Annotated in this window: 26 protein-coding genes; 12 read left to right on the top strand and 14 right to left on the bottom strand. The window is 38.6% G+C overall.

All coding sequences use genetic code 11. The features are described 5' to 3' along the window. Nucleotides 1-16: 16 nt before the first annotated feature. Nucleotides 17-580 (bottom strand): DUF5366 family protein, encoded by a 564-nt coding sequence (locus SJW71_RS05695; RefSeq protein WP_274794219.1) that lies wholly within the window; start codon nucleotides 578-580, stop codon nucleotides 17-19. Nucleotides 581-735: 155 nt separating this feature from the next. Here SJW71_RS05695 and SJW71_RS05690 point away from each other — a divergent pair, with 155 nt between their 5' ends. Genes SJW71_RS05690 through mnhG form a run of 7 tightly spaced genes read left to right on the top strand, consistent with a single transcriptional unit; the run spans nucleotide 736 to nucleotide 6,491 of the window. Beyond that, nucleotides 736-3,147, top strand: coding sequence for a Na+/H+ antiporter subunit A (locus SJW71_RS05690; RefSeq protein WP_429978592.1), 2,412 nt, complete (start codon nucleotides 736-738; stop codon nucleotides 3,145-3,147). Beyond that, complete coding sequence (locus SJW71_RS05685; RefSeq protein WP_274794221.1) at nucleotides 3,134-3,556, top strand: Na(+)/H(+) antiporter subunit B; 423 nt, start codon at nucleotides 3,134-3,136, stop codon at nucleotides 3,554-3,556. Before SJW71_RS05690 ends, SJW71_RS05685 begins: the two co-directional genes overlap by 14 nt. Continuing rightward, nucleotides 3,556-3,897, top strand: a complete 342-nt coding sequence (locus tag SJW71_RS05680) for a Na(+)/H(+) antiporter subunit C (protein WP_274794222.1) — start codon at nucleotides 3,556-3,558, stop codon at nucleotides 3,895-3,897. Before SJW71_RS05685 ends, SJW71_RS05680 begins: the two co-directional genes overlap by 1 nt. Further along, nucleotides 3,890-5,377 carry a Na+/H+ antiporter subunit D gene (locus tag SJW71_RS05675; protein WP_431811850.1) on the top strand — a complete coding sequence of 496 codons (1,488 nt, stop codon included), beginning with the start codon at nucleotides 3,890-3,892 and terminating at the stop codon, nucleotides 5,375-5,377. The genes SJW71_RS05680 and SJW71_RS05675 overlap by 8 nt, the downstream gene beginning before the upstream one ends. Nucleotides 5,378-5,381: 4 nt before the next feature. Continuing rightward, nucleotides 5,382-5,861, top strand: a complete 480-nt coding sequence (locus tag SJW71_RS05670) for a Na+/H+ antiporter subunit E (RefSeq protein WP_274794224.1) — start codon at nucleotides 5,382-5,384, stop codon at nucleotides 5,859-5,861. Further along, nucleotides 5,858-6,139, top strand: coding sequence for a Na(+)/H(+) antiporter subunit F1 (locus tag SJW71_RS05665; protein WP_054610630.1), 282 nt, complete (start codon nucleotides 5,858-5,860; stop codon nucleotides 6,137-6,139). The genes SJW71_RS05670 and SJW71_RS05665 overlap by 4 nt, the downstream gene beginning before the upstream one ends. After that, entirely contained in the window at nucleotides 6,123-6,491 is a 369-nt protein-coding gene (gene mnhG / locus SJW71_RS05660; RefSeq protein ID WP_274794225.1) for a monovalent cation/H(+) antiporter subunit G, read from the top strand. Before SJW71_RS05665 ends, mnhG begins: the two co-directional genes overlap by 17 nt. Nucleotides 6,492-6,537: 46 nt before the next feature. On the opposite strand, the gene cysC is transcribed toward mnhG, so the two are convergent. The 4 genes from cysC to SJW71_RS05640 all read right to left on the bottom strand — a co-directional run bounded on the left by cysC (nucleotide 6,538) and on the right by SJW71_RS05640 (nucleotide 10,114). Further along, on the bottom strand, nucleotides 6,538-7,131 hold the full coding sequence (cysC, locus tag SJW71_RS05655; RefSeq protein ID WP_312505819.1) for an adenylyl-sulfate kinase: 594 nt from the start codon (nucleotides 7,129-7,131) through the stop codon (nucleotides 6,538-6,540). Beyond that, nucleotides 7,128-8,267 (bottom strand): sulfate adenylyltransferase, encoded by a 1,140-nt coding sequence (sat, locus tag SJW71_RS05650; RefSeq protein WP_341386728.1) that lies wholly within the window; start codon nucleotides 8,265-8,267, stop codon nucleotides 7,128-7,130. Before sat ends, cysC begins: the two co-directional genes overlap by 4 nt. Nucleotides 8,268-8,335: 68 nt before the next feature. After that, on the bottom strand, nucleotides 8,336-9,400 hold the full coding sequence (locus SJW71_RS05645; RefSeq protein ID WP_431811849.1) for an inorganic phosphate transporter: 1,065 nt from the start codon (nucleotides 9,398-9,400) through the stop codon (nucleotides 8,336-8,338). A gap of 12 nt (nucleotides 9,401-9,412) precedes the next feature. Beyond that, the gene (locus tag SJW71_RS05640; protein WP_431811848.1) at nucleotides 9,413-10,114 is read right to left on the bottom strand and encodes a phosphoadenylyl-sulfate reductase; all 702 of its coding nucleotides are present in this window, start codon (nucleotides 10,112-10,114) and stop codon (nucleotides 9,413-9,415) included. 441 nt (nucleotides 10,115-10,555) lie between these two features. Between SJW71_RS05640 and SJW71_RS05635 the strand changes: the two genes are divergently transcribed. Genes SJW71_RS05635 through SJW71_RS05620 form a run of 4 tightly spaced genes read left to right on the top strand, consistent with a single transcriptional unit; the run spans nucleotide 10,556 to nucleotide 14,413 of the window. Further along, entirely contained in the window at nucleotides 10,556-11,608 is a 1,053-nt protein-coding gene (locus tag SJW71_RS05635) for a sulfate ABC transporter substrate-binding protein (protein ID WP_274794230.1), read from the top strand. Between the two features lie 11 nt (nucleotides 11,609-11,619). Further along, the gene (cysT, locus tag SJW71_RS05630) at nucleotides 11,620-12,453 is read left to right on the top strand and encodes a sulfate ABC transporter permease subunit CysT (protein ID WP_341386730.1); all 834 of its coding nucleotides are present in this window, start codon (nucleotides 11,620-11,622) and stop codon (nucleotides 12,451-12,453) included. A 10-nt stretch (nucleotides 12,454-12,463) separates the two neighbouring features. Next, complete coding sequence (cysW, locus tag SJW71_RS05625) at nucleotides 12,464-13,327, top strand: sulfate ABC transporter permease subunit CysW (protein ID WP_431811847.1); 864 nt, start codon at nucleotides 12,464-12,466, stop codon at nucleotides 13,325-13,327. Between the two features lie 15 nt (nucleotides 13,328-13,342). Then, complete coding sequence (locus SJW71_RS05620; protein ID WP_274794233.1) at nucleotides 13,343-14,413, top strand: sulfate/molybdate ABC transporter ATP-binding protein; 1,071 nt, start codon at nucleotides 13,343-13,345, stop codon at nucleotides 14,411-14,413. A 108-nt stretch (nucleotides 14,414-14,521) separates the two neighbouring features. On the opposite strand, the gene cysI is transcribed toward SJW71_RS05620, so the two are convergent. The 7 genes from cysI to SJW71_RS05585 form a co-directional block, all read right to left on the bottom strand. Then, complete coding sequence (gene cysI, locus SJW71_RS05615) at nucleotides 14,522-16,237, bottom strand: assimilatory sulfite reductase (NADPH) hemoprotein subunit (RefSeq protein WP_312505830.1); 1,716 nt, start codon at nucleotides 16,235-16,237, stop codon at nucleotides 14,522-14,524. Between the two features lie 108 nt (nucleotides 16,238-16,345). After that, nucleotides 16,346-18,133, bottom strand: a complete 1,788-nt coding sequence (locus SJW71_RS05610) for an assimilatory sulfite reductase (NADPH) flavoprotein subunit (RefSeq protein WP_431811846.1) — start codon at nucleotides 18,131-18,133, stop codon at nucleotides 16,346-16,348. 45 nt (nucleotides 18,134-18,178) lie between these two features. Then, complete coding sequence (locus tag SJW71_RS05605; protein WP_274794236.1) at nucleotides 18,179-18,328, bottom strand: YezD family protein; 150 nt, start codon at nucleotides 18,326-18,328, stop codon at nucleotides 18,179-18,181. Beyond that, on the bottom strand, nucleotides 18,328-19,068 hold the full coding sequence (locus SJW71_RS05600) for a sirohydrochlorin chelatase (RefSeq protein WP_312505833.1): 741 nt from the start codon (nucleotides 19,066-19,068) through the stop codon (nucleotides 18,328-18,330). Before SJW71_RS05600 ends, SJW71_RS05605 begins: the two co-directional genes overlap by 1 nt. Before the next feature lie 12 nt (nucleotides 19,069-19,080). Then, nucleotides 19,081-19,854, bottom strand: coding sequence for a uroporphyrinogen-III C-methyltransferase (gene cobA / locus SJW71_RS05595; protein WP_274794239.1), 774 nt, complete (start codon nucleotides 19,852-19,854; stop codon nucleotides 19,081-19,083). Nucleotides 19,855-20,137: 283 nt separating this feature from the next. Beyond that, nucleotides 20,138-20,341 (bottom strand): uroporphyrin-III methyltransferase, encoded by a 204-nt coding sequence (locus tag SJW71_RS05590; protein WP_274794240.1) that lies wholly within the window; start codon nucleotides 20,339-20,341, stop codon nucleotides 20,138-20,140. Nucleotides 20,342-20,475: 134 nt separating this feature from the next. Beyond that, nucleotides 20,476-21,984 carry a leucyl aminopeptidase gene (locus SJW71_RS05585; RefSeq protein WP_322612065.1) on the bottom strand — a complete coding sequence of 503 codons (1,509 nt, stop codon included), beginning with the start codon at nucleotides 21,982-21,984 and terminating at the stop codon, nucleotides 20,476-20,478. Between the two features lie 122 nt (nucleotides 21,985-22,106). Between SJW71_RS05585 and SJW71_RS05580 the strand changes: the two genes are divergently transcribed. Next, the gene (locus SJW71_RS05580) at nucleotides 22,107-22,592 is read left to right on the top strand and encodes a divergent PAP2 family protein (RefSeq protein ID WP_274794242.1); all 486 of its coding nucleotides are present in this window, start codon (nucleotides 22,107-22,109) and stop codon (nucleotides 22,590-22,592) included. 89 nt (nucleotides 22,593-22,681) lie between these two features. On the opposite strand, the gene SJW71_RS05575 is transcribed toward SJW71_RS05580, so the two are convergent. Next, on the bottom strand, nucleotides 22,682-23,011 hold the full coding sequence (locus SJW71_RS05575; protein ID WP_025116669.1) for a YuiB family protein: 330 nt from the start codon (nucleotides 23,009-23,011) through the stop codon (nucleotides 22,682-22,684). Nucleotides 23,012-23,438: 427 nt separating this feature from the next. Beyond that, nucleotides 23,439-25,232: a carbon starvation CstA family protein gene (locus SJW71_RS05570; RefSeq protein ID WP_274794243.1), complete on the bottom strand. Its 1,794-nt coding sequence runs from the start codon at nucleotides 25,230-25,232 to the stop codon at nucleotides 23,439-23,441. Between the last annotated feature and the right edge of the window lie 74 nt (nucleotides 25,233-25,306).

Below are 25,306 nucleotides of genomic sequence, written 5' to 3'. Positions count from 1 at the left end.
TTTTTAGTATGTGTATCTAATTTGCAAACGGCAAACTTGCCAAAATACCATTGTATAGTTTCAACACAACATAAATAACAAGTGTTAAAAGAATAGTCCACATAAAAAGCTCAAAGATTAATAGACCGATTGTGCTGCTCATTGACATGAATTGGCTCATTTTATAGATAAGGTAAATAAAGTATGTAAACACCGTAATCACAAAAATACCTATTAAAACATAAATAAATTGAATGGCAAATGCCGAACACATTGCACCTATAAATAAGATAATATAGCCGCTTCGAGCCTGACTAACAGTTGCTCCATCGTTGTCTTTAGAAAAGAACAGCATACCTAACTCATGAATCGTTTCCCCTACTAGTTTAAGTGCAGAAAATAACATAAAAAAAACAATGGCGAAAACGATAAGGAGAAATACACGTAATTCAAAATCAGATAAAAATTCCCGCATACCTGAATAAACGCCAATCGATTGAAAAATCTGTAAGGATTCGCCAACAGCATACATGCCAAATGTCAAACTAAACAATAAAATTGTAATTAATGGTAAATAACCATAGATATATGGATTCCTCATAAAAAATTTTTTTCCTCTATTTTTATTGATAACTTCCTATTTATAATATAACGAAAATTCTTCCACGACCGCAAGCTAAATCCCATTAGTGCATATGCATTCCCAATTAAAGTACGTTATAATTGATATACTTACCTGCATAAAGGAGGGTTTTTTTGTTACAAGTACTTTATATTTTCATTCCAATGCTTGCTGCAATATTAGTGCCATTATTATATAAACGCATGAAAAATATTCACACAGGCTGGTTTGTGCTTGCTGTACCTGCTACGCTTGCGGTTATTTATGCAACATATATTGCTCAAGTGTCTAAGGGGGAAGTATTCACTGCAGAGCTTCCTTGGATTCCATCGCTTGATATTTCCATCGTCTCGTATTTGGATGGACTAAGCTTATTATTTTCTTTACTCATTACTGGAATTGGCTCGTTAGTCGTACTTTACTCTATTTTTTACTTAGATAAACATAAAGAAAAATTACATAACTTTTATGTTTACTTACTGTTATTTATGTCAGCCATGCTTGGAGTAGTACAGTCAGATCATTTAATTTCATTATATTTCTTTTGGGAACTAACCTCTATTTCGTCATTTTTACTCATTGGCTATTGGTATACTCGTGATGCCTCTCGTTTTGGCGCACTCAAATCAATGATGATTACGGTTGGTGGCGGCTTAATGATGCTAGGTGGCTTCGTTCTTCTTTATTTAATGGGTGGGACCTATTCAATCCGAGAATTGATTGCCATGGCACCTAATTTAGTAGAACATCCTTTATTCACTTGGTCACTTATTCTATTGCTCTTAGGAGCATTTACAAAATCCGCACAATTCCCATTCTATATTTGGCTACCTGATGCAATGGAAGCGCCTACACCAGTTAGTGCCTATCTGCACTCTGCAACAATGGTAAAAGCAGGTATCTATTTAGTTGCACGATTTACACCGATTTTTGCAGCCTCAGAGCTATGGGTGTGGCTTGTTACGGGTATCGGTATCTTAACATTATTCTGGGGTTCCTTCTTTGCAGTGAAGCAAACGGATTTAAAAGGTATCCTTGCATTCTCTACAGTAAGTCAACTTGGTCTTATTATGTCGCTCTTAGGTGCAAGTGCAGTTGCCTTTCATTCTAGCGAATCCATAGATACGATAAAATTTGCGGCATTTGCTGCTATCTTCCACCTGATTAACCACGCTACATTTAAAGGTAGTCTATTCATGATTGCCGGTATTGTCGATCATGAAACAGGTACACGAGATATTCGTAAGCTTGGTGGGCTAATGAGTATTATGCCGATTAGTTTTACAGTTGCGGCAATAGGGAGCTTATCAATGGCTGGTCTTCCACCATTTAACGGCTTCCTAAGTAAAGAAATGTTTTTAACTGCTATGCTTGCACTTCAAAAGTTTGAATTTTTCGGCTTTGATACATGGGGTGCTTTATTCCCTATTATCGCTTGGATTGCTAGTATATTCACATTTATTTATAGCTTTTATTTTGTTTTCAAAACATTCAATGGAAATTATAAGCCTGAACAATTACCTCATAAGCCACATGAGGCGCCAATTGGGATGTTAATTTCCCCTATACTTTTAGCAGCTTTAGTTGTGACAATATTCTTTATTCCGAACTTTATCGGGAATACCTTTGTCAAGCCAGCTGTTCAAGCCATTCAACCATTTTTATATGATACACCTCAAGCGATTGATATACATGTAGAAGCTTGGCATGGCATTAACCCTGAGCTACTCATGACTATTGGAATTGTTATTATAGGTGTACTGTTATTTGTAGCCTTACCAAAATGGCAAGGAATGTATCAACGATTCCCACAAGCATTCACACTCAACAATGCTTACGACAAAATTATGCAGGGATTAGATACTGGATTAAACCGTCTATCACGACTATATATGACAGGCTCTATGCGTCATTACTTACTATATATGTTTAGTGGTATAGCTATTATTGTCATCGGCTCTCTTTTTGTGAAAGATGCCTTTAGTATTTCATTCGAAGAGACCTCACCAATCAAGCCATATGAAATTATCTTAATCTTGGTGTTATTGATTGGAACAGCTATTACTATACTGGCAAAATCTCGTTTAACAGCTATCATCGGTCTTGGTGCTGTTGGATATACAGTTGCATTATTCTTTGTCATTTTTAATGCGCCTGATTTAGCGCTAACACAGCTAGTTATTGAAACCATCTCTGTAGCACTATTTTTATTGGCGTTTTACCATCTACCTAAGCTTGGTAAACGCGAAGAGCGTATGAGATTTCAGTTAAATCGAGCTGTTGTTTCCATTGCAGTTGGTGTAATGGTGACGCTTGTTGCACTATCATCACATTCACAAAAACTTATTCCTTCCATCTCTAAGTACTATGAGGAAACCGTTTACTCAAAAGCTGGTGGTGGAAATATTGTCAACGTAATTTTAGTAGATTACCGTGGCTTCGATACATTATTTGAAATTACAGTGCTAGGCATTGCCGGTATGGCCATCTTAGCCATGATTAAGCTACGTATGAATAGAAAGGAGAAAACACATGAAAACAAATGATGTGATAATACAATTTACAGCTAAAATTGTATTTTTCATTATTTTCTTCTTCTCCATTCATATCTTTTTAGCTGGTCACTACACTCCTGGGGGAGGCTTTGTTGGGGGACTGTTAACTTCAAGCGCGATTGTTCTTTTGGTGTTAGCCTTTGATATTAATACAGTTCGTCATATTTTACCTATTAATTACACGTATCTAACAGCAATTGGCTTACTTTTAGCCCTTGCTACAGCGGCATTTCCCATGTTTGTAGGGAAACCGTTTTTCACTCATTTCTTTGATTATTTCGATTTACCGCTTCTAGGCAAACAGTCCTTACACACGGCTATGCTTTTTGATAGCGGTGTCTATTTGGTTGTTGTCGGCGTTACGATGACCATTATTCAAACGATTGGGGAGGATGAATAATGGAAATAATTATGGCCTTTGTGATCGGCTTTCTCTTTATGGCAGCTGTCTACTTACTATTATCGAAAAGCTTATTACGTATTATTATAGGCACGGGCCTGCTCAGTCATGGTGCCCATTTACTAATCTTAACAATGGGTGGTCTTGGTGGGGAAGCACCTCCCGTTTTAACTGAAGGATCTAAAACTTTTGCAGATCCATTACCTCAGGCACTCATTTTAACAGCTATTGTTATAAGCTTTGGGGTAACAGCTTTCTTCCTGGTACTTGCCTATCGTTCCTATCAGGAGCTAAATACAGATGATATTAGCTTAATGAGAGGAAGTGATGAGGATGAATAACTTCCTACTACTGCCCATTATCATCCCGTTTTTCTTTGGCATGATTTTAATGTTTGGGCAAAAAAATCTAACGTATCAACGATCATTTTCATTACTTGGAATTGGACTTGCTTTTATTTCAGCCATTTCCCTACTTTTTAAAGTGAAAAATGATGGTATTCAAAAAGTTACCTTCGGAGACTGGCCAGTTCCTTATGGGATTACTATGGTTTCTGATATGGTATCCGCGTTACTCGTCACAACGACATTGCTTATTGCATTTTTTGTTGTTTGGTATGGCTTTGGTTCCATTACTAAAGAGCGTGAACGCTTCTTTTATTATCCTGGTATTATGTTTATTTTAACTGGGGTAAACGGAGCCTTTACAACAGGCGATATTTTTAACCTGTTCGTTTTCTTTGAAGTATTGCTCATGTCTTCCTATTTACTGATCGTTCTAGGTGGAGAAAAGGGCCAACTGAAAGGCTCTATCAAGTATATTTTAATTAATGTTATTTCATCAGCCTTATTCGTTATTACCGTTGCCTTTTCATATTCGGTAGTAGGTACATTAAATATGGCGGATATTGCCGTCAAAATAGCTGATATCAATCAACCAGGGATTATTACAGTTATTGCTGTCCTATTTTTAATGGTATTTGGACTAAAAGCAGCTATTTTCCCACTCTATTTTTGGTTACCTACTTCGTATGCAGCAGCACCTATTCCGGTATTAACACTATTCGGTGCCCTGCTTACAAAGGTTGGTGTTTATGCTATTGCACGTACCTATACACTGTTCTTTGTACACGATTTATCCTATACGCATGATTTACTAATGGCATTAGCTATCGCTACTATTATTGCGGGTTGTATTGGGGCTTTAGCCTATTTTGATATCAAACTCATTATTATCTACAATATTGTCATTGCAGTCGGCGTCATTTTATTTGGAGTCTCCCAAATGAACGAGGTTTCATTAAAAGGGGCTATGTTCTATTTAATTCACGATATGCTTATTAAGGCCGCGCTCTTTATGTTAATTGGTATTATCATCTACATTACTGGTACATCCGATTTGCGTAAGATGGGTGGTCTCATGAAGAAATATCCTGCTCTTGGTTGGTGTTATTTAATTGCAGCCTTTGGTCTTGCTGGTATACCACCACTTAGCGGGTTTGTTGGAAAGTTGTTGATTGTACAAGGTGGCTTTGAGGCTGGAAGTATGTGGAGCAGTATTTTCATATTAGCCTCTTCACTACTCGTGCTATTGTCCGTGATCCGTATCTTCCTTTATGCCTTTTGGGGTGAGGAGAAAAACACACATGGCACTATTAACAAAGCAAACTATAAAATGCTGTTTATCCCTACGGCCCTTTTAGTGATTATTTCTGTAGCATACGGGGTTGGTTCCGAATGGATAACACCATTTATGGACGATGCTGCAAAACTATTACATGATCCATCTATCTATATAGATGCTGTAATGAAGGAGGACTAACACTATGGCATTTCAAATGATTTTAAACTTTGTCCTTGCCTTTGTATGGATGTTCCTTTCCTCTAATTACACAGCAGCCGGCTTTATTATTGGGTTTATAATGGGGATTATTTTACTGATCATCATGCGGAGATTTTTCAAGTCACGACTTTATGTCTACCGTTTATGGGCCCTTCTAAAATTAACTTTGCTGTTCTTTAAAGAATTAATATTAGCCAATGTGCAAGTTTTGAAAGTTGTGTTAAAACCTAAATTGGATATGCAACCAGCCTTTTTTGCATATCCTACTGTGCTAACACAGGACTGGGAGATCACTTTACTATCAAGTCTAATTACTTTAACGCCAGGAACAGTTGTCGTTCATGTTTCAGATGATGCGAAAACATTGTATGTACATGCCATTGATATTAGTGATGTAGATGAAGCAATTGCTTCCATACGAGATTCATTTGAGAAAGCAATTTTGGAGGTGAGTAAATCATGACAACATTTATTATTGCAGTCATTGTAGTGATTTGCTTATCGATGATTGCTGTCATATATCGAATGGTAAAAGGCCCTTCAGCATCTGACCGTGTTGTAGCTTTAGATTCCCTTGGTGTATCACTTATTTCCCTTATTGGCCTATTTTCAATCTTAGTGGAAACAAGCTTCTTCCTTGAGATTATTTTATTGCTAGCAATTTTATCGTTTATCGGTACAGTGGCCTTCTCTAAATTCATAGAGAAAGGAGATATCATTAAACGTGACAATTCTCGCTAATAGTTTAGTTATCTTTTTCATTACAGTTGGTGCACTGTTTATTGTCGTGACAGCGATTGGACTTATCCGCTTACCTGATTTGTATACGCGTGCCCATGCCGCTTCCAAAAGTGCCACACTCGGTGTTATGTGTGTACTAATCGGTGTATTCTTTCACTTTTGGCTGATTGAAGATCATTTCAATCCACGTATATTACTGGGGATACTATTCCTCTTCATTACTGGACCTGTTGGTGGACATATTATGACTCGTTCCTCCTATATTGCTGGTGTAAAGCCATGGAAAGGGACAGTACGTGATGAGCTAGGTCCTGAAATTGACAGAATGAAAAAGGAACAAAATGTGAAATAAATATAGAAAAAATCTGCTCGATGGTCCTCTCGAGCAGATTTTTTCGTTAAATATATCCCTTGGCTGTTAAAATATCGGTCAGCTGTTCAACGCATTCCTCTATGGAATATTGTTCTGTATCCAAAATAACTTCTGGATTTTCTGGTTCTTCATACGGTGCGCTAATTCCTGTAAAGTTAGCAATTTCCGCATTTCTTGCTTTTTTATACAGACCTTTTGGATCTCGTTTTTCACATATTTCTACCGAACACTTAACAAAAACCTCAAGAAATTCGCCATCTTCTACAAGCTCGCGTACCACTTGGCGATCCTCCCGATAAGGCGAAATAAAAGCTGTTAACACAATTTGACCGCCTTCTATAAATAGCTTAGAAACTTCTCCTATTCGGCGAATATTTTCCTTTCTGCCTGCCTCATCAAATCCTAAATCCTTATTCAAGCCATGACGGACATTATCACCATCCAACACGAAGGCTTGATTACCTCTTTCAAATAATCTCTGAGCAAAGGCATTTGCTACCGATGATTTTCCTGAAGCAGATAAGCCTGTAAACCATAATATAAAGCTATGATGCTTGTTTTTTGAACGGCGCTCCTCTTTCGTAATGGAGGCTTCATGCCAAACGATGTTTGAGCTCATTTAACTACCTCCTTTCGCATGCCTTTAATTAGGACGTCTACCACTTCTTTACGACTGAATGTGCTTGGAGGCACTTCTCCATTTCGTAGCATTTCACGTACTTTTGTTCCTGATAAAATCACATGAGCCGAACTATCGTGTGGACACGTTTTTGTCGTAGCCATTCCCTCGCATTGTTGACAATAAAAACTATGCTCAAATTTTAATGGGACGATGCCTAATTCATCTTCAGTAAATTGCTCAAAGATTTTTTGTGCATCATACGTACCATAATAATCACCTACACCTGCATGATCACGACCTACAATAAAATGAGTGCAGCCATAATTTTTTCTCACTAGTGCGTGAAAAATAGCCTCTCGTGGTCCTGCATAGCGCATAGCTGCTGGGAACACACCTAATTGAACACGATTTTCAGGATAATAGTTTTTCAATAAAACTTCATAGCTCTCCATTCGAATTGCAGCTGACACATCGTCCGATTTTGTTTCACCAACAAGAGGGTTTAGAAATAACCCATCAATCGTTTCAAGTGCTGCCTTCTGAATATATTCATGTGCTCTATGGACAGGATTACGAGTTTGGAAGCCGACAATCGTCTTCCATCCCTTTTCAGCAAATAATTGTCGTGTTTCCACTGGATCAAAGGAATATGTAGGAAACTTTCGAGCGATACGGTTGATTAATGTAATTTTTCCTCCAACATACATTGCAGGTCGGTCATGAAGCTTTTGAACTCCAGGATGGGCTAAATCCTCCGTACCATAAACGAGCAATGCCTCTTTTCGCTTATTCGGTTCATAAATATCTGCCACTTCAATAACCCCATAAATTACATCATTAAATACTAATGTAGCTTCATCACCAGGCTCTAGCGTTGCAGCTTTCTCTTTTGTAACAGGTAAAGTAATAGGAATACTCCATACTACTCCAGATGCTAAGCGGCTTTGTTCCACGACTGACTCATAGTCTTCCTGTGTTAGAAAGCCTTCAATTGGGCTATAGCCTCCTATCGCAATTAGCTCTAAATCACTCAATGAAATTGCATCCAGCTCTATCTTTTTGTGAATCGTTGTAATATCCTTTTCTGGATTAAATGCTTGCACAAGAAGACCACCATGTGGTTGTAAACTCATTAAAATCTCCTCCTAATTCTAGGGAATTACTAAGTTTTATATATTAACATATATTTATAGGAACTAATTTAAATGCCTTCCCCTGCATCATAGATAGATTGCTCCTCTTCACGCATTGTACGCATTAAACTAATGACTCCCAGTGTTCCAACAATAATACTGCCAATTAAAATAATGGCGTAGAGATCCTTCTCTAAAAATAGCTGTACTAGAAAATAAGAAATAGCTAACGAAAAGATGGGCGAAACAATCCAAATGCGAATAATTTTTTTCACAATATGCTGATGAAAAATTTGTTTCCCATTCTGTGCCATACCCATTCCAATAATGGATGAAGACGTTACTTGTGTTAATGGAACCGGAAGTCCAAATATTGAACTAATCCCTACAAGAAGTGCACCTGTACTAGATATTAAAATTCCTTCTGCTTTTTTAAAGCGCACAATTTTTTTGCCGTTTGTTTCAAGAACACGTTTGCCAAGTAGCATAGCGCCGATTGCGACAAAGGCCCCACCAAGGATAATACCTGTCGTAACGTCCATCATACCTGCACCAACAAGTGGTCCAACTGCATTTGCCACATTGTTCATGCCAGCCGAAAAAGCTTCAAAAAATCCAGCCAATACTAGAAGGATCGTTATAATCGGACGATCTTTTAGCTGTCCTCTACTTTGTAATTTATATAACAGCTTGCCAAATATAAGAGCTATAATAAAAGCTACAAGTGGTACAATAATCCAAAATGAGATGATAACAAGCAAAGAATTGACGAATAGCACTTTATAGGCAATACCAACCCCAACAACGGCACCTACCGTTACTTCACTTGTTGATAATGGTATGCCTAGAAGATTGGCAAAAAACAAAGAGCTTGTTGCTGAAATTAAAATAATGACAACAATTTTTACCGTTATATACTCCTGTGGCATAATGCCAGAGCTAATCGTTTTGACAACTTCTCCTCCGCCTAATATCGCTCCACTAAAAACGCCGACTGCGCATAACAGCAATGCTTGCCACGCTTTTTTGATGGCACCTGCACCATAAGCAACCCCCATAGAGGCTGCTGCTCCGCTAGCACCTATATTCATCGCAAAAAATAAACTAATCGCTATTGCAAAATATTCAAGCATGGCATAACTCCTTTACTCATGTAACCCGCACTCTGTTTTACCCAACCCTTGCCATCTGCCCGACCGTAAATCATCCATTGTAAATGCTGGCTTTGTACAATGCTCACAGCCAATACTTGGATAACCTTGATCATGCAAAGGATTGTATGGCAGATTGTGCTTAGAGACATAGCGCCAGACATCCTTCCAAGTCCAATGAATCAATGGACAAACTTTAATGGATGTAAATTTCTCGTCGCGATTAAGAAAATTTGTTTGTTGACGTGTTGGCGACTGTTCACGACGTAAGCCAGAAATCCAAGCCTTTTTCCCTGACAAAGCTTCATGTAAAGGCTTAATTTTACGAATGTCACAGCATTTATTTGGATTTGACTTCCATAGTTCATCGCCATATTGTGCAGCTTGTTGTTCAAGTGTAAGTGCAGGCTTTTTCATAACGATGTTTAATAGCGGATATCTTTCTTTAACTTTATTAATAGTTTCATATGTTTCTTTAAAATGAACATCTGTATCTAAAAAGACAATCGTCGCATCAGGCCTTACCTTTGAAATAAGATCAATGAGTACTATTCCCTCAATACCAAAGCTACATGCATAGACGATTTCATCCCCATATTCTTGAAAGCTCCACTTTAACACCTCCAGTGCTGCCTTATACGTTTCATCGATTTGAAAATCAATGGTTGGTTCTTGCCAATTTGCATATGTTAACATCGAATCCCCCTCATAGCGAAAAAAGGCGTTCTAACAACAGACACAGTAAAACAGGTCTTTGTTAAAACGCCTCTAGTTTGACTAGCCAGCTCTTTATTTAATGATTGTTCACTAGTAGTTGCTACCTCGTTCTTCAATCATTTTTCTTATTACCAAATATATACTAAAGTACACCTAGCAGTCAACTAGGTTTTTAAAATTTTTAAATAATCCCACTTTTTCAATTCTCCAGCTGCATATGATGAATGGAAAATTGAAAATAAAAAATCTTTTTATAATTCCTTGTTGACTAATAGGAAATATATGTTTAATGTATTACTAAAGCTTTGACACCAACAATAACATGCTGATCAGAGGATCTGAAGGCCATCTACCCATGAGGTGAATTCACTATGGGGGGTGGCCTTTTGCATTCTTTAGACAGAAAAGGAGCGAAATGATATGAAAAAAAGGAAATTTGTACTGCAATCAATAGCGCTAATATCTTTATTTGCTTTGGGCTTAACAGGCTGTGGGCGTGCTAGCTCAGACAAAGAAGCAAGTGACCAGGATGCAAAGAAATCTGTAGAACTACTAAATGTCTCCTATGATCCGACACGTGAGCTTTACGATGAATTCAACAAAGACTTTATTAAAAAATGGAAGGATGAAACAGGTCAAGATGTCACGATCAATCAATCTCATGGTGGATCTGGTAAACAGGGGCGGGCGGTGATTGATGGGCTTGAGGCTGACGTTGTCACACTTGCACTAGCTTACGATATTGATGAAATTGCTCAAACGCGCGATCTCTTGGATAAAGATTGGCAGACAGAGTTTGATCATAACTCTACTCCATATACATCAACCATTGTTTTTTTAGTACGTAAGGGTAATCCAAAAAACATTCAAGACTGGAATGACTTGATTAAAAAAGATGTGTCTGTCATTACACCGAACCCTAAAACTTCTGGTGGTGCACGTTGGAATTACTTAGCTGCTTGGGCTTATGCTGGGAAATTATATAACGATGATGAAACAAAAATAAAACAATTTATGAAATCACTATATAGCAATGTAGAGGTACTAGACTCCGGAGCTCGTGGTGCCACTACAACATTTGTAGAACGAAAAATCGGTGATGTCTTAATTGCATGGGAAAATGAGGCATACTTATCTCTAAATGAATTAGGTAAGGATGAATTTGAAATCGTTACACCTTCATTAAGTATTTTAGCTGAACCACCAGTTGCTATTGTCGACAAAATTGTTGATAAAAAAGGGACACGCGAAGTGGCTGAGGCTTACTTACAGCATTTATATAGCGATATCGGGCAAGAAATTGCTGCGAAAAACTATTATCGACCACGTAATGAAACGATTTTGGCGAAGTATAAAGAACAATTCCCACAGCTTGAACTTGTCTCAATAGATGATTTTGGTGGCTGGGCACAAGCACAAGCAACCCACTTTAAAGATGGTGGTACCTTTGATGAAATATACGTACCACAATAAGGAGCGTTTTAATGAGTAGTTTAATCCGTCTTAAAAAATCGCATCGCATTATTCCAGGCTTTCATCTATCACTCGGTTATACAATGCTTTATGTTAGTTTACTAGTGTTATTGCCACTTTCTATGATTTTTATTCATACCATGTCATTAAGCTGGACGGCGTTTATCGATATTATTACAGACCCTCGTGCTGTTGCTTCTTATAAAGTAAGCTTCAGCACAGCGTTAATTGCTGGTTTACTCAATGTTATTTTCGGCACAATTATCGCTTGGGTTCTTGTTCGTTACCAATTTCCCTTTAAACGAATCATCGATGGACTTGTCGATTTACCTTTTGCCTTACCAACTGCTGTCGCAGGCATTGCTTTAACGTCACTCTATGCACCAAATGGTTGGATCGGCCAATTTTTCAATTTTAAAATTGCCTTTACACCCCTTGGTATCATTATTGCCTTAACTTTTATCGGGCTACCCTTTGTTGTGCGAACAGTTCAGCCTGTATTACAAAATAGTAGTGCTGAGGTGGAAGAAGCTTCAGCAAGTCTTGGCGCAAATCGATTACAAACCTTCCGTAAAGTTATTTTGCCTGAGCTATTACCCGCCATATTAACTGGCTTTTCGTTAGCCTTTGCTCGGGCATTAGGTGAATATGGCTCTGTTGTTTTTATTGCTGGAAATATGCCGATGAAAACGGAAATTACGCCATTAATCATTATGACAAAGCTAGAGCAATATGATTATGCGGGTGCAACAGCAATAGCAGTTGTCATGCTTGTCACATCCTTTATTTTGTTATTCACCATCAACTTCATACAATGGCTAGCTAATCGTCGCTTTGTGCATTAGGAGGTACGTTATGGAACAATCAACTTTTATTCAACAGTCAAATAAAGCTGTCACAACGTCTGCTGCATTACAGGAGCCTCGTATTATTCGCTATACGTTAACTGGCATTGCCTTCGCTTTTTTAGCTTTATTTATTGTGCTGCCGTTAGTATCTATTTTTATTACTGCCTTTCAACAAGGAATAGATGTTTATCTAGCAGCTATTACACATCCAGATGCATTAGCAGCTATTAAACTTACTCTTATTGTTGTGGCGATTACGGTACCATTGAATGCTATTTTTGGTGTAATGGCTGCTTGGGCACTCACAAAATTTAATTTTAAAGGAAAAAATCTTTTACTTACCATTGTTGATCTACCTTTTGCAGTCTCGCCTGTTATCGCAGGTTTAGTGTTTATTCTTTTGTTTGGGTCTCAGGGACTATTTGGTGATTGGCTGTTCGCAAACAATATAAAAATTGTTTTTGCCCTCCCTGGTATTGTTCTCGCCACTATTTTCGTCACGTTGCCCTTTGTAGCACGTGAGTTAATCCCGCTCATGCAGACACAGGGAACCTCTGAGGAGGAAGCGTCTATTTCACTTGGTGCTAGTGGTTTTAAGACCTTTTGGTATGTCACATTACCGAATATTAAATGGGGACTGTTTTATGGGTTAATTTTATGTAATGCCCGTGCTATCGGAGAATTTGGTGCTGTCTCTGTTGTATCCGGTCATATTCGAGGTTTGACCAATACAATGCCACTTCATATTGAAATTCTTTATAATGAATATCAATTTTCAGCAGCCTTTGCTGTCGCATCTTTAATGAGTGTCATAGCAATCTTTACATTAGTAGTGAAAGACATGATTGCCTGGAAATCAAAATCTAGTTAAAAGGAGATCGTCACTATGAGTATACAAATTCAGAACGTATCCAAAAAATATGGTTCCTTCCAAGCATTAGAGGATGTATCAGTTCATATTCAATCTGGAGAGCTAGTAGCATTGCTTGGCCCTTCCGGTTCAGGAAAAACCTCTTTATTACGTGTCATTGCAGGGCTTGAAGCTACTGATGTTGGGGACATATTATTTGATGGGCAATCTATAACCAATCAACATCCAAAGGAACGCAACGTAGGCTTTGTGTTTCAACATTATGCACTTTTTCGTCATATGACGGTCTTTGATAATGTGGGTTATGGCCTAAAGGTTCGTCCAAGAAAAAACAGACCTTCAAAGGAAGAAATAACAAAAAAAGTAATGGAATTGTTGCAACTAGTTAAACTTGAAAATTTATCTGACCGGTATCCAACGCAGCTTTCCGGAGGGCAACGTCAACGTGTAGCACTAGCAAGAGCACTGGCTGTAGAGCCGAAAGTCCTTTTATTAGATGAACCATTCGGAGCCCTTGATGCAAAAGTACGCAAGGAGTTACGTCGCTGGCTACGGAAGCTGCATGATGAGTTTCATATTACAAGTATTTTTGTTACACATGACCAAGAGGAAGCACTTGATGTAGCTGATCGTATTGTGGTCATGAACAATGGCAAAATTGAGCAAATTGGCAGTCCAGATGAGGTATATACAAATCCTAAAAGTCCGTTTGTTTATGATTTTTTAGGCAATGTCAATCTTTTTAAAGGGCGCTTACATAATGGCAAGCTCTTGCATGGCGAAATTGCACTTGATGTACCTGATGCTTTAACACATACTGAAGACAACGCCATTGGCTATGTACGCCCGCATGATATTCATATTGAGAAAACAAGTATTCCAGGTACGGTTCCTGTTATAATCAGTCATATACATTTGTTAGGCCCTATTGTTCAGATGGAGCTACGCCGTGAGGATCTTGATGAGTTTTTAGAGGTAGAGTTATCTAAAGAGCAATTTCATCATCTCCAGCTTCATGTTGGCGATCAAGTATTTGTAAAGCCGAAACAATTGAAGGTGTTTATACCTGAGGATTACTCTATTTAAATAGAATTTTTGTGGCAGGTGGAACGGATATCCCCCTCACCCTACCCATCATCTTTTTCTAACAACATAAAACCATGTAGCAAAGAAAATGCTACATGGTTTTTAAGATTAGTGAAAATCTCTTCCATCATACACGGCTGTTACATACCCAGCGCGAATAACAAAGTCTCCAAAATGCTCGCCCTCTAAACGTTCCTTCGCAAAATGTAGAAGAATTGGGCGTAGCTCTGCTAAAATTTCCTCTTCGCCAATATTTTCACGATAGATTTTATTTAAGCGATTGCCTGTAAAGCTAGCACCTAGGTACATATTATATTTTCCTGGCCCTTTACCGATAAAGCCGATTTCTGCCATAGCTGCACGTGAGCATCCATTTGGACAACCAGACATACGAATGACGATCTCGGTTTCATTTAAGCCCGCTTCATTAATAATCTCATCGATTTTAGTAATTAGAGAGGGTAAATAGCGTTCTGCTTCAGCCATCGCTAAACCACATGTCGGTAAAGAAACACAGGCAATAGAATTGCGACGTAACGCTGAATAATGGGCCCCATCCGTTAGCTTGTATTGTTCAATAATCGTATTTATTTTGTCCTTGTTCTGTGGTGTTACATTACTAATCATTAAATTTTGGTTTGGTGTTAAACGAAAATCACCTGTGTGTACCTTAGCTATTTCTCGTAATCCAGTTAACAACTGATAATCCTCAAAATCTTTTAAACGACCATTTTGAATGAATAATGTATAATGCCAATTGCCATCAGACCCTTTAATCCAGCCAAATTCATCACCTGTACGCTCAAATGTATAGGGGCGAGCCGGCTGAATTTCCCAGCCTAGACGACGAGTTAATTCTTCTTGGAACCATTCAAGTCCTCTTGCATCAATCGTGTATTTAAAACGTGCATTTTTGCGAACAGAGCGATTTCCATAATCACGCTGGATCGTCAGTATTTTTTCTGCTGTTTCTAGCAATTTATCGGGTGTAATAAAGCCAATTACACGAGCAAGCTGTGGATAGGTATCATGATCACCATGTGTCATACCCATTCCTCCGCCAACAGCAATATTAAATCCGATAAGTTCGTTCTTTTCAACAATGGCAATAAGGCCGATATCCTGTGAAAAAACATCTACATCATTACTTGGTGGAATGGCAATTCCAATTTTAAATTTACGTGGTAAATATTGAGCTCCGTAAATCGGTTCAATTTCTTCATCCTGACTATCTACTACCTTTTCTCCATCCAACCATAATTCATGGTATGCACGCGTTCGAGGTAATAAATGCTCACTTAATTTAGCTGACCAATTATACACTTCCTCATGCAATGCAGATTGATTTGGATTCACATTACACATCACATTGCGGTTTACATCTCCACATGCTGCAAGAGAATCCAATAACACTTCATTGATTTCCTGCATATATTTTTTCACATTCCATTTTAAAATGCCGTGTACTTGAAATGCTTGACGTGTTGTTAATTTTAAGGAACCATTCCCATACTTTCTTGCCATTTCATCCATAACAAGCCATTGAGCCGGTGTAGCTGCTCCTCCAGGTGTTCGTACACGAACCATAAATTGATAGGCTGGTTCTAGCTTTTGACGTTGACGCTCATTGCGAAGATCTCGATCATCCTGTAAGTAACTGCCATGGAATTTCATTAGACGATTATCATCCTCAGGAATACCAGAGCTTAATGGATCATTCATCGATTGCTCAAGTGTTCCACGTAGGTAATTACTTTCGGTCTTAATACGTTCTACATCGCTTGGTTTCCCAGGCTGTGGAGGTAATACTATTTTTTCTGACATTCCTTATCGCTCCTTTAATCCATAACACTTCGGTGTTTTCTGAAACACCTAAGACCCCGCTTGCTAGCAAAGGTTCACTATAGGTTTTTTAACATGCACGAAATACTGTTAATAAACGTCCCGTTGGTAGCGTTTTTGCTGCTTTAATTCGTTCACAAAGGATTTTGCTTCTTCTGGTGTTTTCTGTCCTTGCTGCTCAATAATTTGATGAATGGTTGCATCGACATCAGCTGCCATTGATTTTTTATCCCCACATACATAAATGACTGCACCCTGCTGAAGCCATTCATAAAAACTTGCTGCATGTTCTTGCAATTTATGTTGAACATATACTTTTTTCTCGGTATCCCGTGAGAAGGCAACATGCATTTGGCTTAATGTGCCAGAATTAAGCCATCGTTGCCAATCCGTCTGGTAGAGGAAATCCGTGACAAAATGTTGATCACCAAAGATGAGCCAAGCTTTCCCCTCAATGCCTAACTCCTCTCGTTCTTCTAGAAAAGCACGATAAGGAGCAACACCTGTGCCCGCACCAATCATAATAATTGGTGTATCCTCATTTTCTGGTAATCTGAAGTTCGGGTTTTTATGAACATAAATTGGTAAAGTATCGCCGGGTTGAATGCGTTCTGATATACTACCAGAGCAAACACCAAGACGTTGTCTACCATTAGTCTCATAACTTACCTTACTAATCGTTAAATGAACCTCTTCACTATTGGCCTTTTGGCTACTAGCTATGGAATAAAGTCGTGCTGGAATTTTACGGAGCATCTCGACAAATTGCTGAGCACTCCAAGTAAAAGGTGCAAAATCCTCTACTACATCAAGTAAGTCTCTTCCCTCTGCATAGTCCTTCCAAGCATTAGGCTCTTCCAATAGCTTTAAAAACTCAGGATGTTTTGTATAGGCACTAACTTTTTCAAGTAACGGTTTAGATAACACGGTAATTTCTAACTTTTTCTGTAGAGCCTGCTTGATAGTGATTGCTTCATCCAAAACCGTCACCTCGGTTTCTGGATTAAACTCCAGTGCAGTCAATAATGCACTAACTAACTGTTCATCATTCTCCGGTTGAATCCCAATACTATCTCCAGGTTCAAAATGAAAATTAGCGCCCTCAATAGATAATTCAAGATGACGTGTTTCTTTATTAGAGCCGCGACCATTTAAATTAATATTTTCTAACACTTCAGCGTAAAATGGATTTTTTCTTGAATATGTAGAATCTCCTAGACCTTGGTTTTCATTGGTTTGTGTTGCTGTTACTGCTGTCGTCTGTTGCAGAAATTCCTTTTCTACGGCTAAGAACCATTGTGCAGCTGCGTCATCATAATCCACATCACAATCAGTTCGAGGAACAATTCTTTTTGCGCCTAATTTAGCAAATTGTTCATCAAAATCCTTACCAGTCTTACAGAAAAATTCATAGGAGCTATCCCCTAAAGCAAGAACTGAATAGTGTAAATGCTCTAGTTTTGGTGCACGCTTACTATGCAAAAATTCATAGAATTGAATCGCTTGATCTGGTGGATCTCCCTCTCCATGTGTACTGACAATCAGTAAGAGATTGGTGATCTTTTTTAAATTCGTTGCTTTAAATTTCCCTAGGGATGAAATTGTAACATCTACATTCTGGGCTTTTAAAGCTGACGCGTATTTTTCCGCTAATCCTTGACTATTGCCTGTTTGCGAGCCATATAAAATCGTCATTGTTTTTGTAATAGGTTCGACCGCTGGTAATGCATCTTCAACAAGCGCTTCAAGTGTTGCTTGTGGTGCACTTAAATAGCCGTTTAGCCATATTTTCTGTTCGATTGTTAATTTAGGAAGAAGCTCATTTAATAGCTTCACCTGCTCTTCATTAAATGGACTATTTATTACTTGCAATTTCAATCTTTGCCACCTCACGAATTATCATTTAATCCTCTTTCAAAGAAATTATCGAAGTCTTATTTTTTCCTTTTTTTCTATTTGAACCACGTAAGAGTTTTGAACAATCAATGTAATTGATCCGTGGTTCACTGTATTTAACATTTGGCGGACATTATCTAATGCTAGATTTACATTTTCTGCCCTTTTATCTACCATTACGAAACACCTTCCTCTTTAACTTGTAGTAATTCATCAATACGTTCCACTAACACCTTTTTTACATTGTCGTCATAGCCTAAGCTTTCACATAACATGATGTTCTTGCTGTCAAAGCCCTGTAATTGTTTGGTAATGCTTTGCCGTAATATACCTGTAAATAATAAATAGGGTACGATAAAGACTTGTTGTTGCTCCCCTTTTGCTTGTTGAAGCCAGTCTTCAAATGTTGGTCCCATCCCATATAAAAAGCATGTTTCCACTGAATGATAGTTATATTTAGTACGTAACCGCGCGGCAATTTTAGCTAAATCTCTTTTGACGCTTGGATCACTACTCCCACGCCCAATAAGTAAAACACGGGCATTGCGATTAGGTTGCTGTTTTTCTATAATCCTAGCTTGTAAGGTATCAATTAATCGTTCATGGATTCCAAGAGGCTCACCATAAGTGAATTTTACATAAGGATATTGTTTTTGAGCTTTCGCAATTTCTATCGGAATATCTTGCTTTGCGTGTTGGGCAGCCAGGAGCAGAATGGGCACCACAGCAATCGTTGTTGCACCCTTTCGTATACAGCTTTCAATTCCTTCAGCAATTGTTGGTGTTGCAAGCTCTAAAAAGCATATTTCCTGAATAGATACATGGACTGCTTGTTGAACTCCTTGAAGAAATGTTACGGCTTGCTCTACACCTGCCTTGACACGACTACCATGTGCAATATATAAAATAGCCTGCATAAATCCACATCCTTACCCAGTAATTTGGACTGGCTGTGGATGGTTACTCTCAAACCATTGAATGGTTTCTCTTAGTGTCACAACCTTCCCCACTAAAATGATGCTAGGGTTTTGAATATTTTCTAAACGGACATTTTCTTCAATTGTGGCTAAAGTACCCGTAACCGTTTTTTGCTTAGATGAAAAAGTGCCCCAATGAATAACGGCTACAGGTGTTTCTTCATCACGTCCATATTTGAGTAGCTGTTGACGGATGTATGGCAGATTACCAACCCCCATATAAATGGCAATCGTATCGATCCCTTTTGCAAGACTTTCCCAACGTATAGCGTCTTCCTTACCATCTTGCATATGCCCCGTAACCATGGCAAAACTTGAACCTAAATCTCGATGTGTCACAGGAATCCCTGCATAAGCTGGTGCTGCTATACCCGACGTAATACCAGGAACAATTTCAAATGGTATATCATGCTTAGCTAGTACCTCAGCCTCCTCAGCTCCTCTGCCAAAGACAAATGGGTCTCCTCCTTTTAATCGTGTTACGACATAGCCTTGCTGTGCGTAACTGACAAGTGTTTGATTGATATGCTCTTGAATCATGGCATGCTGTTGTGGTAATTTACCGCAAAAAATTAATCTAGCATCTTTCTTTGCGTAGGCTAATAGCTCTTTATTTATGAGTCTGTCATATAAAATGATGTCTGCACATTCAATACAACGTAATCCTTTGACCGTAATGAGGTCAACATCCCCAGGACCTGCACCTACGATATAAACTTTCCCCATTTATTTCACTCCTCTTCTGTACAAGACACATTGCTTTCGAAAAAAACAATTACTGAATCAAGATAAAGAAAAAAGGCCAATATTATTCCTTAGACACAAAAATGTCTATGAACAATAATAGCCTCTAGTTTGCTAGTCAGCCTCGTATTTAATTCTTAGTAATATAATAAGAATAATAAATAATTTAGTATATTCTGTCAACACCAAATTTGCTCCATGTTCAATCAATATAAAAAACCAGTCGCCGATTTTGTAACCGACAACTGGTTGATCTTTTATGTGCTTACCATGGTCTACGATATCTCGGACCTGGTCGAAAATATGGACCTGGCGGATATGGTCGATAGTTTGGATAATATGGATTGTAAGGATATTGATTAAATTGAGAGCCAAGGAAACTTCCTAAAAACCCACCAAAAAACGGTGCGCCAAATGGCCAAATAAGACCACCAAATCCTCCTCCTGGGTAACCTCCGAAATTGCGCATATGCTACCTCCCCTTTTTACTCTATCGTATGAAGGAAGACACATCTATCATATGTATAATGCCTAATCTATCGGGATTAGTACCTGTAATCATAAAAAATCAGCGGGAAAACTCCCGCTAATTGATATGGTCTATTATTTTTCTTCGCCTAGACGTTGAACAAAATTCGCAAGCGTACGAACCATAACACCTGTACCGCCTTTTGGTCCTAAATCATGAACAGCTACCGCATCAGATGTGCCAGCAATATCTAAGTGAATCCATGGTGTATCACCAACGAATTCTCCTACAAAGCCCCCACCGAAAATCATATGACCATCACGGCCAGGAGAGTTATTTAAATCAGCTACATCTGACTTACGAATTCGTTTTTTATCGTTCTCTGTTAAAGGCATGCGCCAAACAAATTCATCAGTCTCTTTTGCGGCTTCCATAAATGCTTCAAAGAATGCATCATCATTCGCAAGAGCACCTGTTTTATCCATACCTAATGCAGTAATGACGCCGCCTGTTAAAGTAGCAACATCGATAAGTGATGTAGCCCCTTGCTGTTTAGCATATGTAGTCGCATCTGCCAGAACTAAACGTCCTTCTGCATCCGTATTTAACACCTCAACTGTTTTTCCACTATACGTTGTAATGACATCATCTGGTTTAAATGCTGTATCAGAAACCATGTTGTCTGTAGAACCGATAACAGCTACGACGTTTTTATTTGGGCGCAGTTCACCGATAATGTTCATGGCACCAAGTACAGCAGCGGCACCGCCCATATCACCCTTCATACCAACCATCGAGTCTTTTGGTTTTAAAGAATAACCACCAGTATCATATGTTACACCCTTACCAACAAGGCCAATCGGATCTTCAAAATCTTCAGTCGCTTTATATTTTAAGGTAATTAATCGAGGTTCCTCATAAGAGCCTTGGTTAACACTCAAAATACCACCCATGCCTAGTTCCTCTAGTTGGGCTTTACCTAAAATCTCTACTTCAAAGTTGTATTTAACTGCAAGAGATTCTGCATAATTAGCTAAATCCGTTGCTGTTAGTAAGTTTGGCGGTAAATTAATTAAGCTACGAGCTTCATTGACAGCATCTGCATAAATGACACCTACTTCAAAGCTGGCTACTACCTCATCTAAATCCTCTGAGTTTGTTACTAGATGAACAGCATCGATTCGTTTATCTACTTCATTTGATGTTGTTTTGTAATGCGGAATCGAATAATAGCCAAGGCCAATTCCTTCACCCGCTAAAAATGCTACATCTGCTGCAGTAATTGAATCTGTTGTAAACGATTCAAGCCAAATGGAATATTCTTTTACTTTTAAAGCTTTTAATTCTTTTCCAACTAAGCCAAATGCAGCTCGAACATCCCCTTCTGTTAGGTTTTTACGCTCATCCAGTCCTACAAATAAAATACGCTTAAGGTTGGCATGTTCCTTCACAAATGGTAACTTTGTTAGTTTCTTTAATTCAGTTGACACATCTCCTGCACTAATCCACGCATCAAGTGCTTCACCATAAAATGATGAAAAGCTTGTCCAGTCCTGCATTTGTTCACGATGTTTTGTGACTCCCACCACTAATAGTTCAGTAGAAATCGTTTCAAATGTTTTTGCTTCTTTTACAATATGCATGTAAATTCCTCCATTCCATTACTATTATAACGAAGTTTCTGAAAAGCGCGTAATATTTGCCTATATCTTCTTTTAGAAAATAATGAATGTTATAATAAAAGCAATTATTTGTGAAGGTTGTGATGAATTTGAGTTTACTTCAAAATACCCCATTACTAATTGCCCTCTTTGCAGTACTCTTTGCACAGTTTGTCAAAATCCCCATCCATTTTTTAATGACTCGACAAGTAAAATGGAGTCTCTTTACTTCGACAGGTGGTATGCCAAGCTCTCACTCCGCTTCTGTCACTGGACTGGCAACCTCTATAGCTTATGAGACAGGCTTGGATTCCCCCATTTTTGCGGTAGCTGCCATGTTTTCAATTATCGTTATGTACGACGCAAGTGGTGTTCGATACCAGGCAGGGCAACATGCAGCTATCCTCAATCAGCTACGCAAGGATTTCCAAACATTACTACATGATTTAAAAAAATGGCCACAGATGGATGGACAGGAGAAAATGGAGGAATTGAAAACACTATTAGGTCATAAACGAAGTGAGGTATTTTTTGGGGCTCTCACAGGAATTTTTATCGCCATCATAACCTACGAGTTTTTCATATTGTAAACACTCTGACACAGCCTTTAAAAAGGAGCTGTGTTTTTTTCTATAAAAAAAGTATTCCTCCCTCGATTGAAAGAAGAATACTAACCACATTAGAACATTCGGTATCCACTTTTTCGTAAAAAAATCATCACAATGCCCGCCACAATCGAACCTGCAAAACCACCTGATAAAATAGCAATATCTACAAACTGAAGAGCTTGTAATTTATCGATTAACGCTGGAAATGCAGAGCCTGGCTTAAATATATAATCTAAGAAGCTGACTTCATCAACGATAAAGATGACAACAATTGGATACACAATCGCCATTAACCACGTCATACGTAACAGCATATTTAATAAGAATCCGATACCAAAGAACATGACGAAAAATAACAAAATAGAAATGATTAACTGTACTAATGAAACTGGACCATCCATATATGTATAACCTCCGTTTTCCTCTCATTAGTTTACATGATTACGACAACGCTTTCAATGAACATATCCTTGATTTCGCTTGTTCGACATATTTAGGAAAATCACTGATTTATCATCGTCTGTTAACTACGATTAACGTTCGCGGGTATTACTTCTCTTCCGCGGATTCACTTCTCTTCCGCGGGTATTCACTTCTCTTCCGCGGGCGTTCGCTTCTCTTCCGCGGGTATTCACTTCTCTTCCGCGGGTATTCACTTCTCTTCCGCGGGTGTTCGGTTCTCTTCCGCGGGTGTTCACTTCTCTTCCGCGGGTATTCACTTCTCTTCCGCGGGTGTTCACTTCTCTTCCGCGGGTGTTCACTCCTTTCCTTTTTAACTAAAAAAACTATTGAAGACAAATACTTATCTTCAATAGTTCTACTATTACTTTATGAAGTTGATTGGGTTAACAAAAACTTAGGTGATTTCCAAAGCTGGGCCCACTTTTTAATGGCTGTGATGACAATTAATAGACCGAGCATTAGCATAATAACCGATAAAATACCGTTTAACATATTGAAGCCTGCAGCTGCTGGATTCCAATATACATTTTTAATCATCCAGTAGCCGGCAACATTAACAGTGACGTATAAATAAGCCAATGGAATAAAGCATGTCAATGCATAGATTCGCTTATCAGCAACCTTTAATACCATCGTCACCCCACATACTAAACCAATGGCTGCCATTAACTGATTGGATACTCCGAACAATACCCAGATGGAGCTAATATCGCCTGAATACAATAAATACCCCCACATAAAGCAAGCAAGTGCACTAGCAAAAATTGTTCCTGGTACCCAATTAGTACGCTTTAATGGTTTATAGACATTTCCACCAAAGTCTTGTATTAAGTAACGAGCTACCCTCGTTCCTGCATCGATTGCCGTTAGAATGAAAACAGCCTCAAACATGATGACAAATTGATAGAAATAAGAAGATAAGTTCGCAAACCATGGAATCCCTGTAAAGATATCCGTCATCCCGACAGCAAGTGTTACAGCTCCGCCTGTGCGCCCTTCTAAGTCCATGCCAATACTTTGTGATAAGGCTTGTAAATGAACAGGCTCCATTCCTAATGTAGCAAACACAGCTGGTGCTGAATTAATCGCAAAATAATCTGCTGGATGAAGTGCCGTTGCAGCAATTAATGCCATTACACCTACTAAAGATTCTACTAACATAGCGCCAAAGCCTACAATACGTATATCTTCCCAACGGTCAATCATTTTAGGCGTTGTACCTGATCCTACAAAAGCATGGAAACCAGAAATGGCACCACAAGCAATTGTGATGGATACAAACGGCCAGACAGGACCTGCAATTACTGGACCACCACCATGAATAAACTCCGTAAATGGTGGGAATTGAATAGCAGGGTTAACGAAGAAGACACCAATAATTAACGCAATGAATACCCCAATTTTCATGAAACTACTTAAATAATCACGTGGAGCTAATAATAGCCACACAGGTAAAGCTGCAGCGAAAAATGCATAGATTGGTAGAATAATCGCTAATGTATCACGATCAAATGTTAAAAATTCACCAAAAGCTGTACCTTGAATAAGCGGTCCTACAAATACACCAATCATTAATAAAATAAAGCCAATAGTTGACGTAACAATTAAATTACCTGTTTTACGATAGGCAATCCCCACGAGCATGGCGATAGGAATAGTAATCCCTACTGCAAATGTTCCCCATGGGTTGCGTTCTAATGCACCTAGCACTACCATCGATAGGCCAGCCATTGTAATCGTAATAATAAATAGCATCGCAAGGCCTGTACAGAAGCCCGCAATAGGACCAAGCTCCTCCTTCATTACTTCCGATAATGATTTACCACCATGACGCATGGAAGCAAATAGCACAACTGCATCATGGACAGCCCCACCAATTACCGCTCCTATTAATAACCAGAGTAGTCCAGGTAAATATCCGAACTGTGCAGCCAAGATTGGTCCAACTAAAGGTCCTGCTGCGGCAATTGCTGCAAAATGATGCCCAAATGTTACCCATTTATTCGTCGGAACATAGTCCTTACCATCTTCCAAAGCGTGGGCGGGTGTGGGCGTATCATCTTTTATTTTGAGCACCTTCTTTGTAAAGAAAATGCCATACAAACGATAGCTGATCATTAAAATACAAATCGAGCCTATCACAATTGTAATCGCATTCATCTCAACACCCCTTTTACTTTTTTTCACATCATAGCAAAGGAATGTCCACATTATTCACAAAATTAATTGAAATG

The sequence above is a fragment of the Lysinibacillus sp. FW12 genome (assembly GCF_050817245.1).
GTDB classification, from domain to species: domain Bacteria; phylum Bacillota; class Bacilli; order Bacillales_A; family Planococcaceae; genus Lysinibacillus; species Lysinibacillus irui.
Note: the sequence above shows the minus strand (reverse complement) of the source record. Positions and strands in the feature narration are given on the sequence as shown.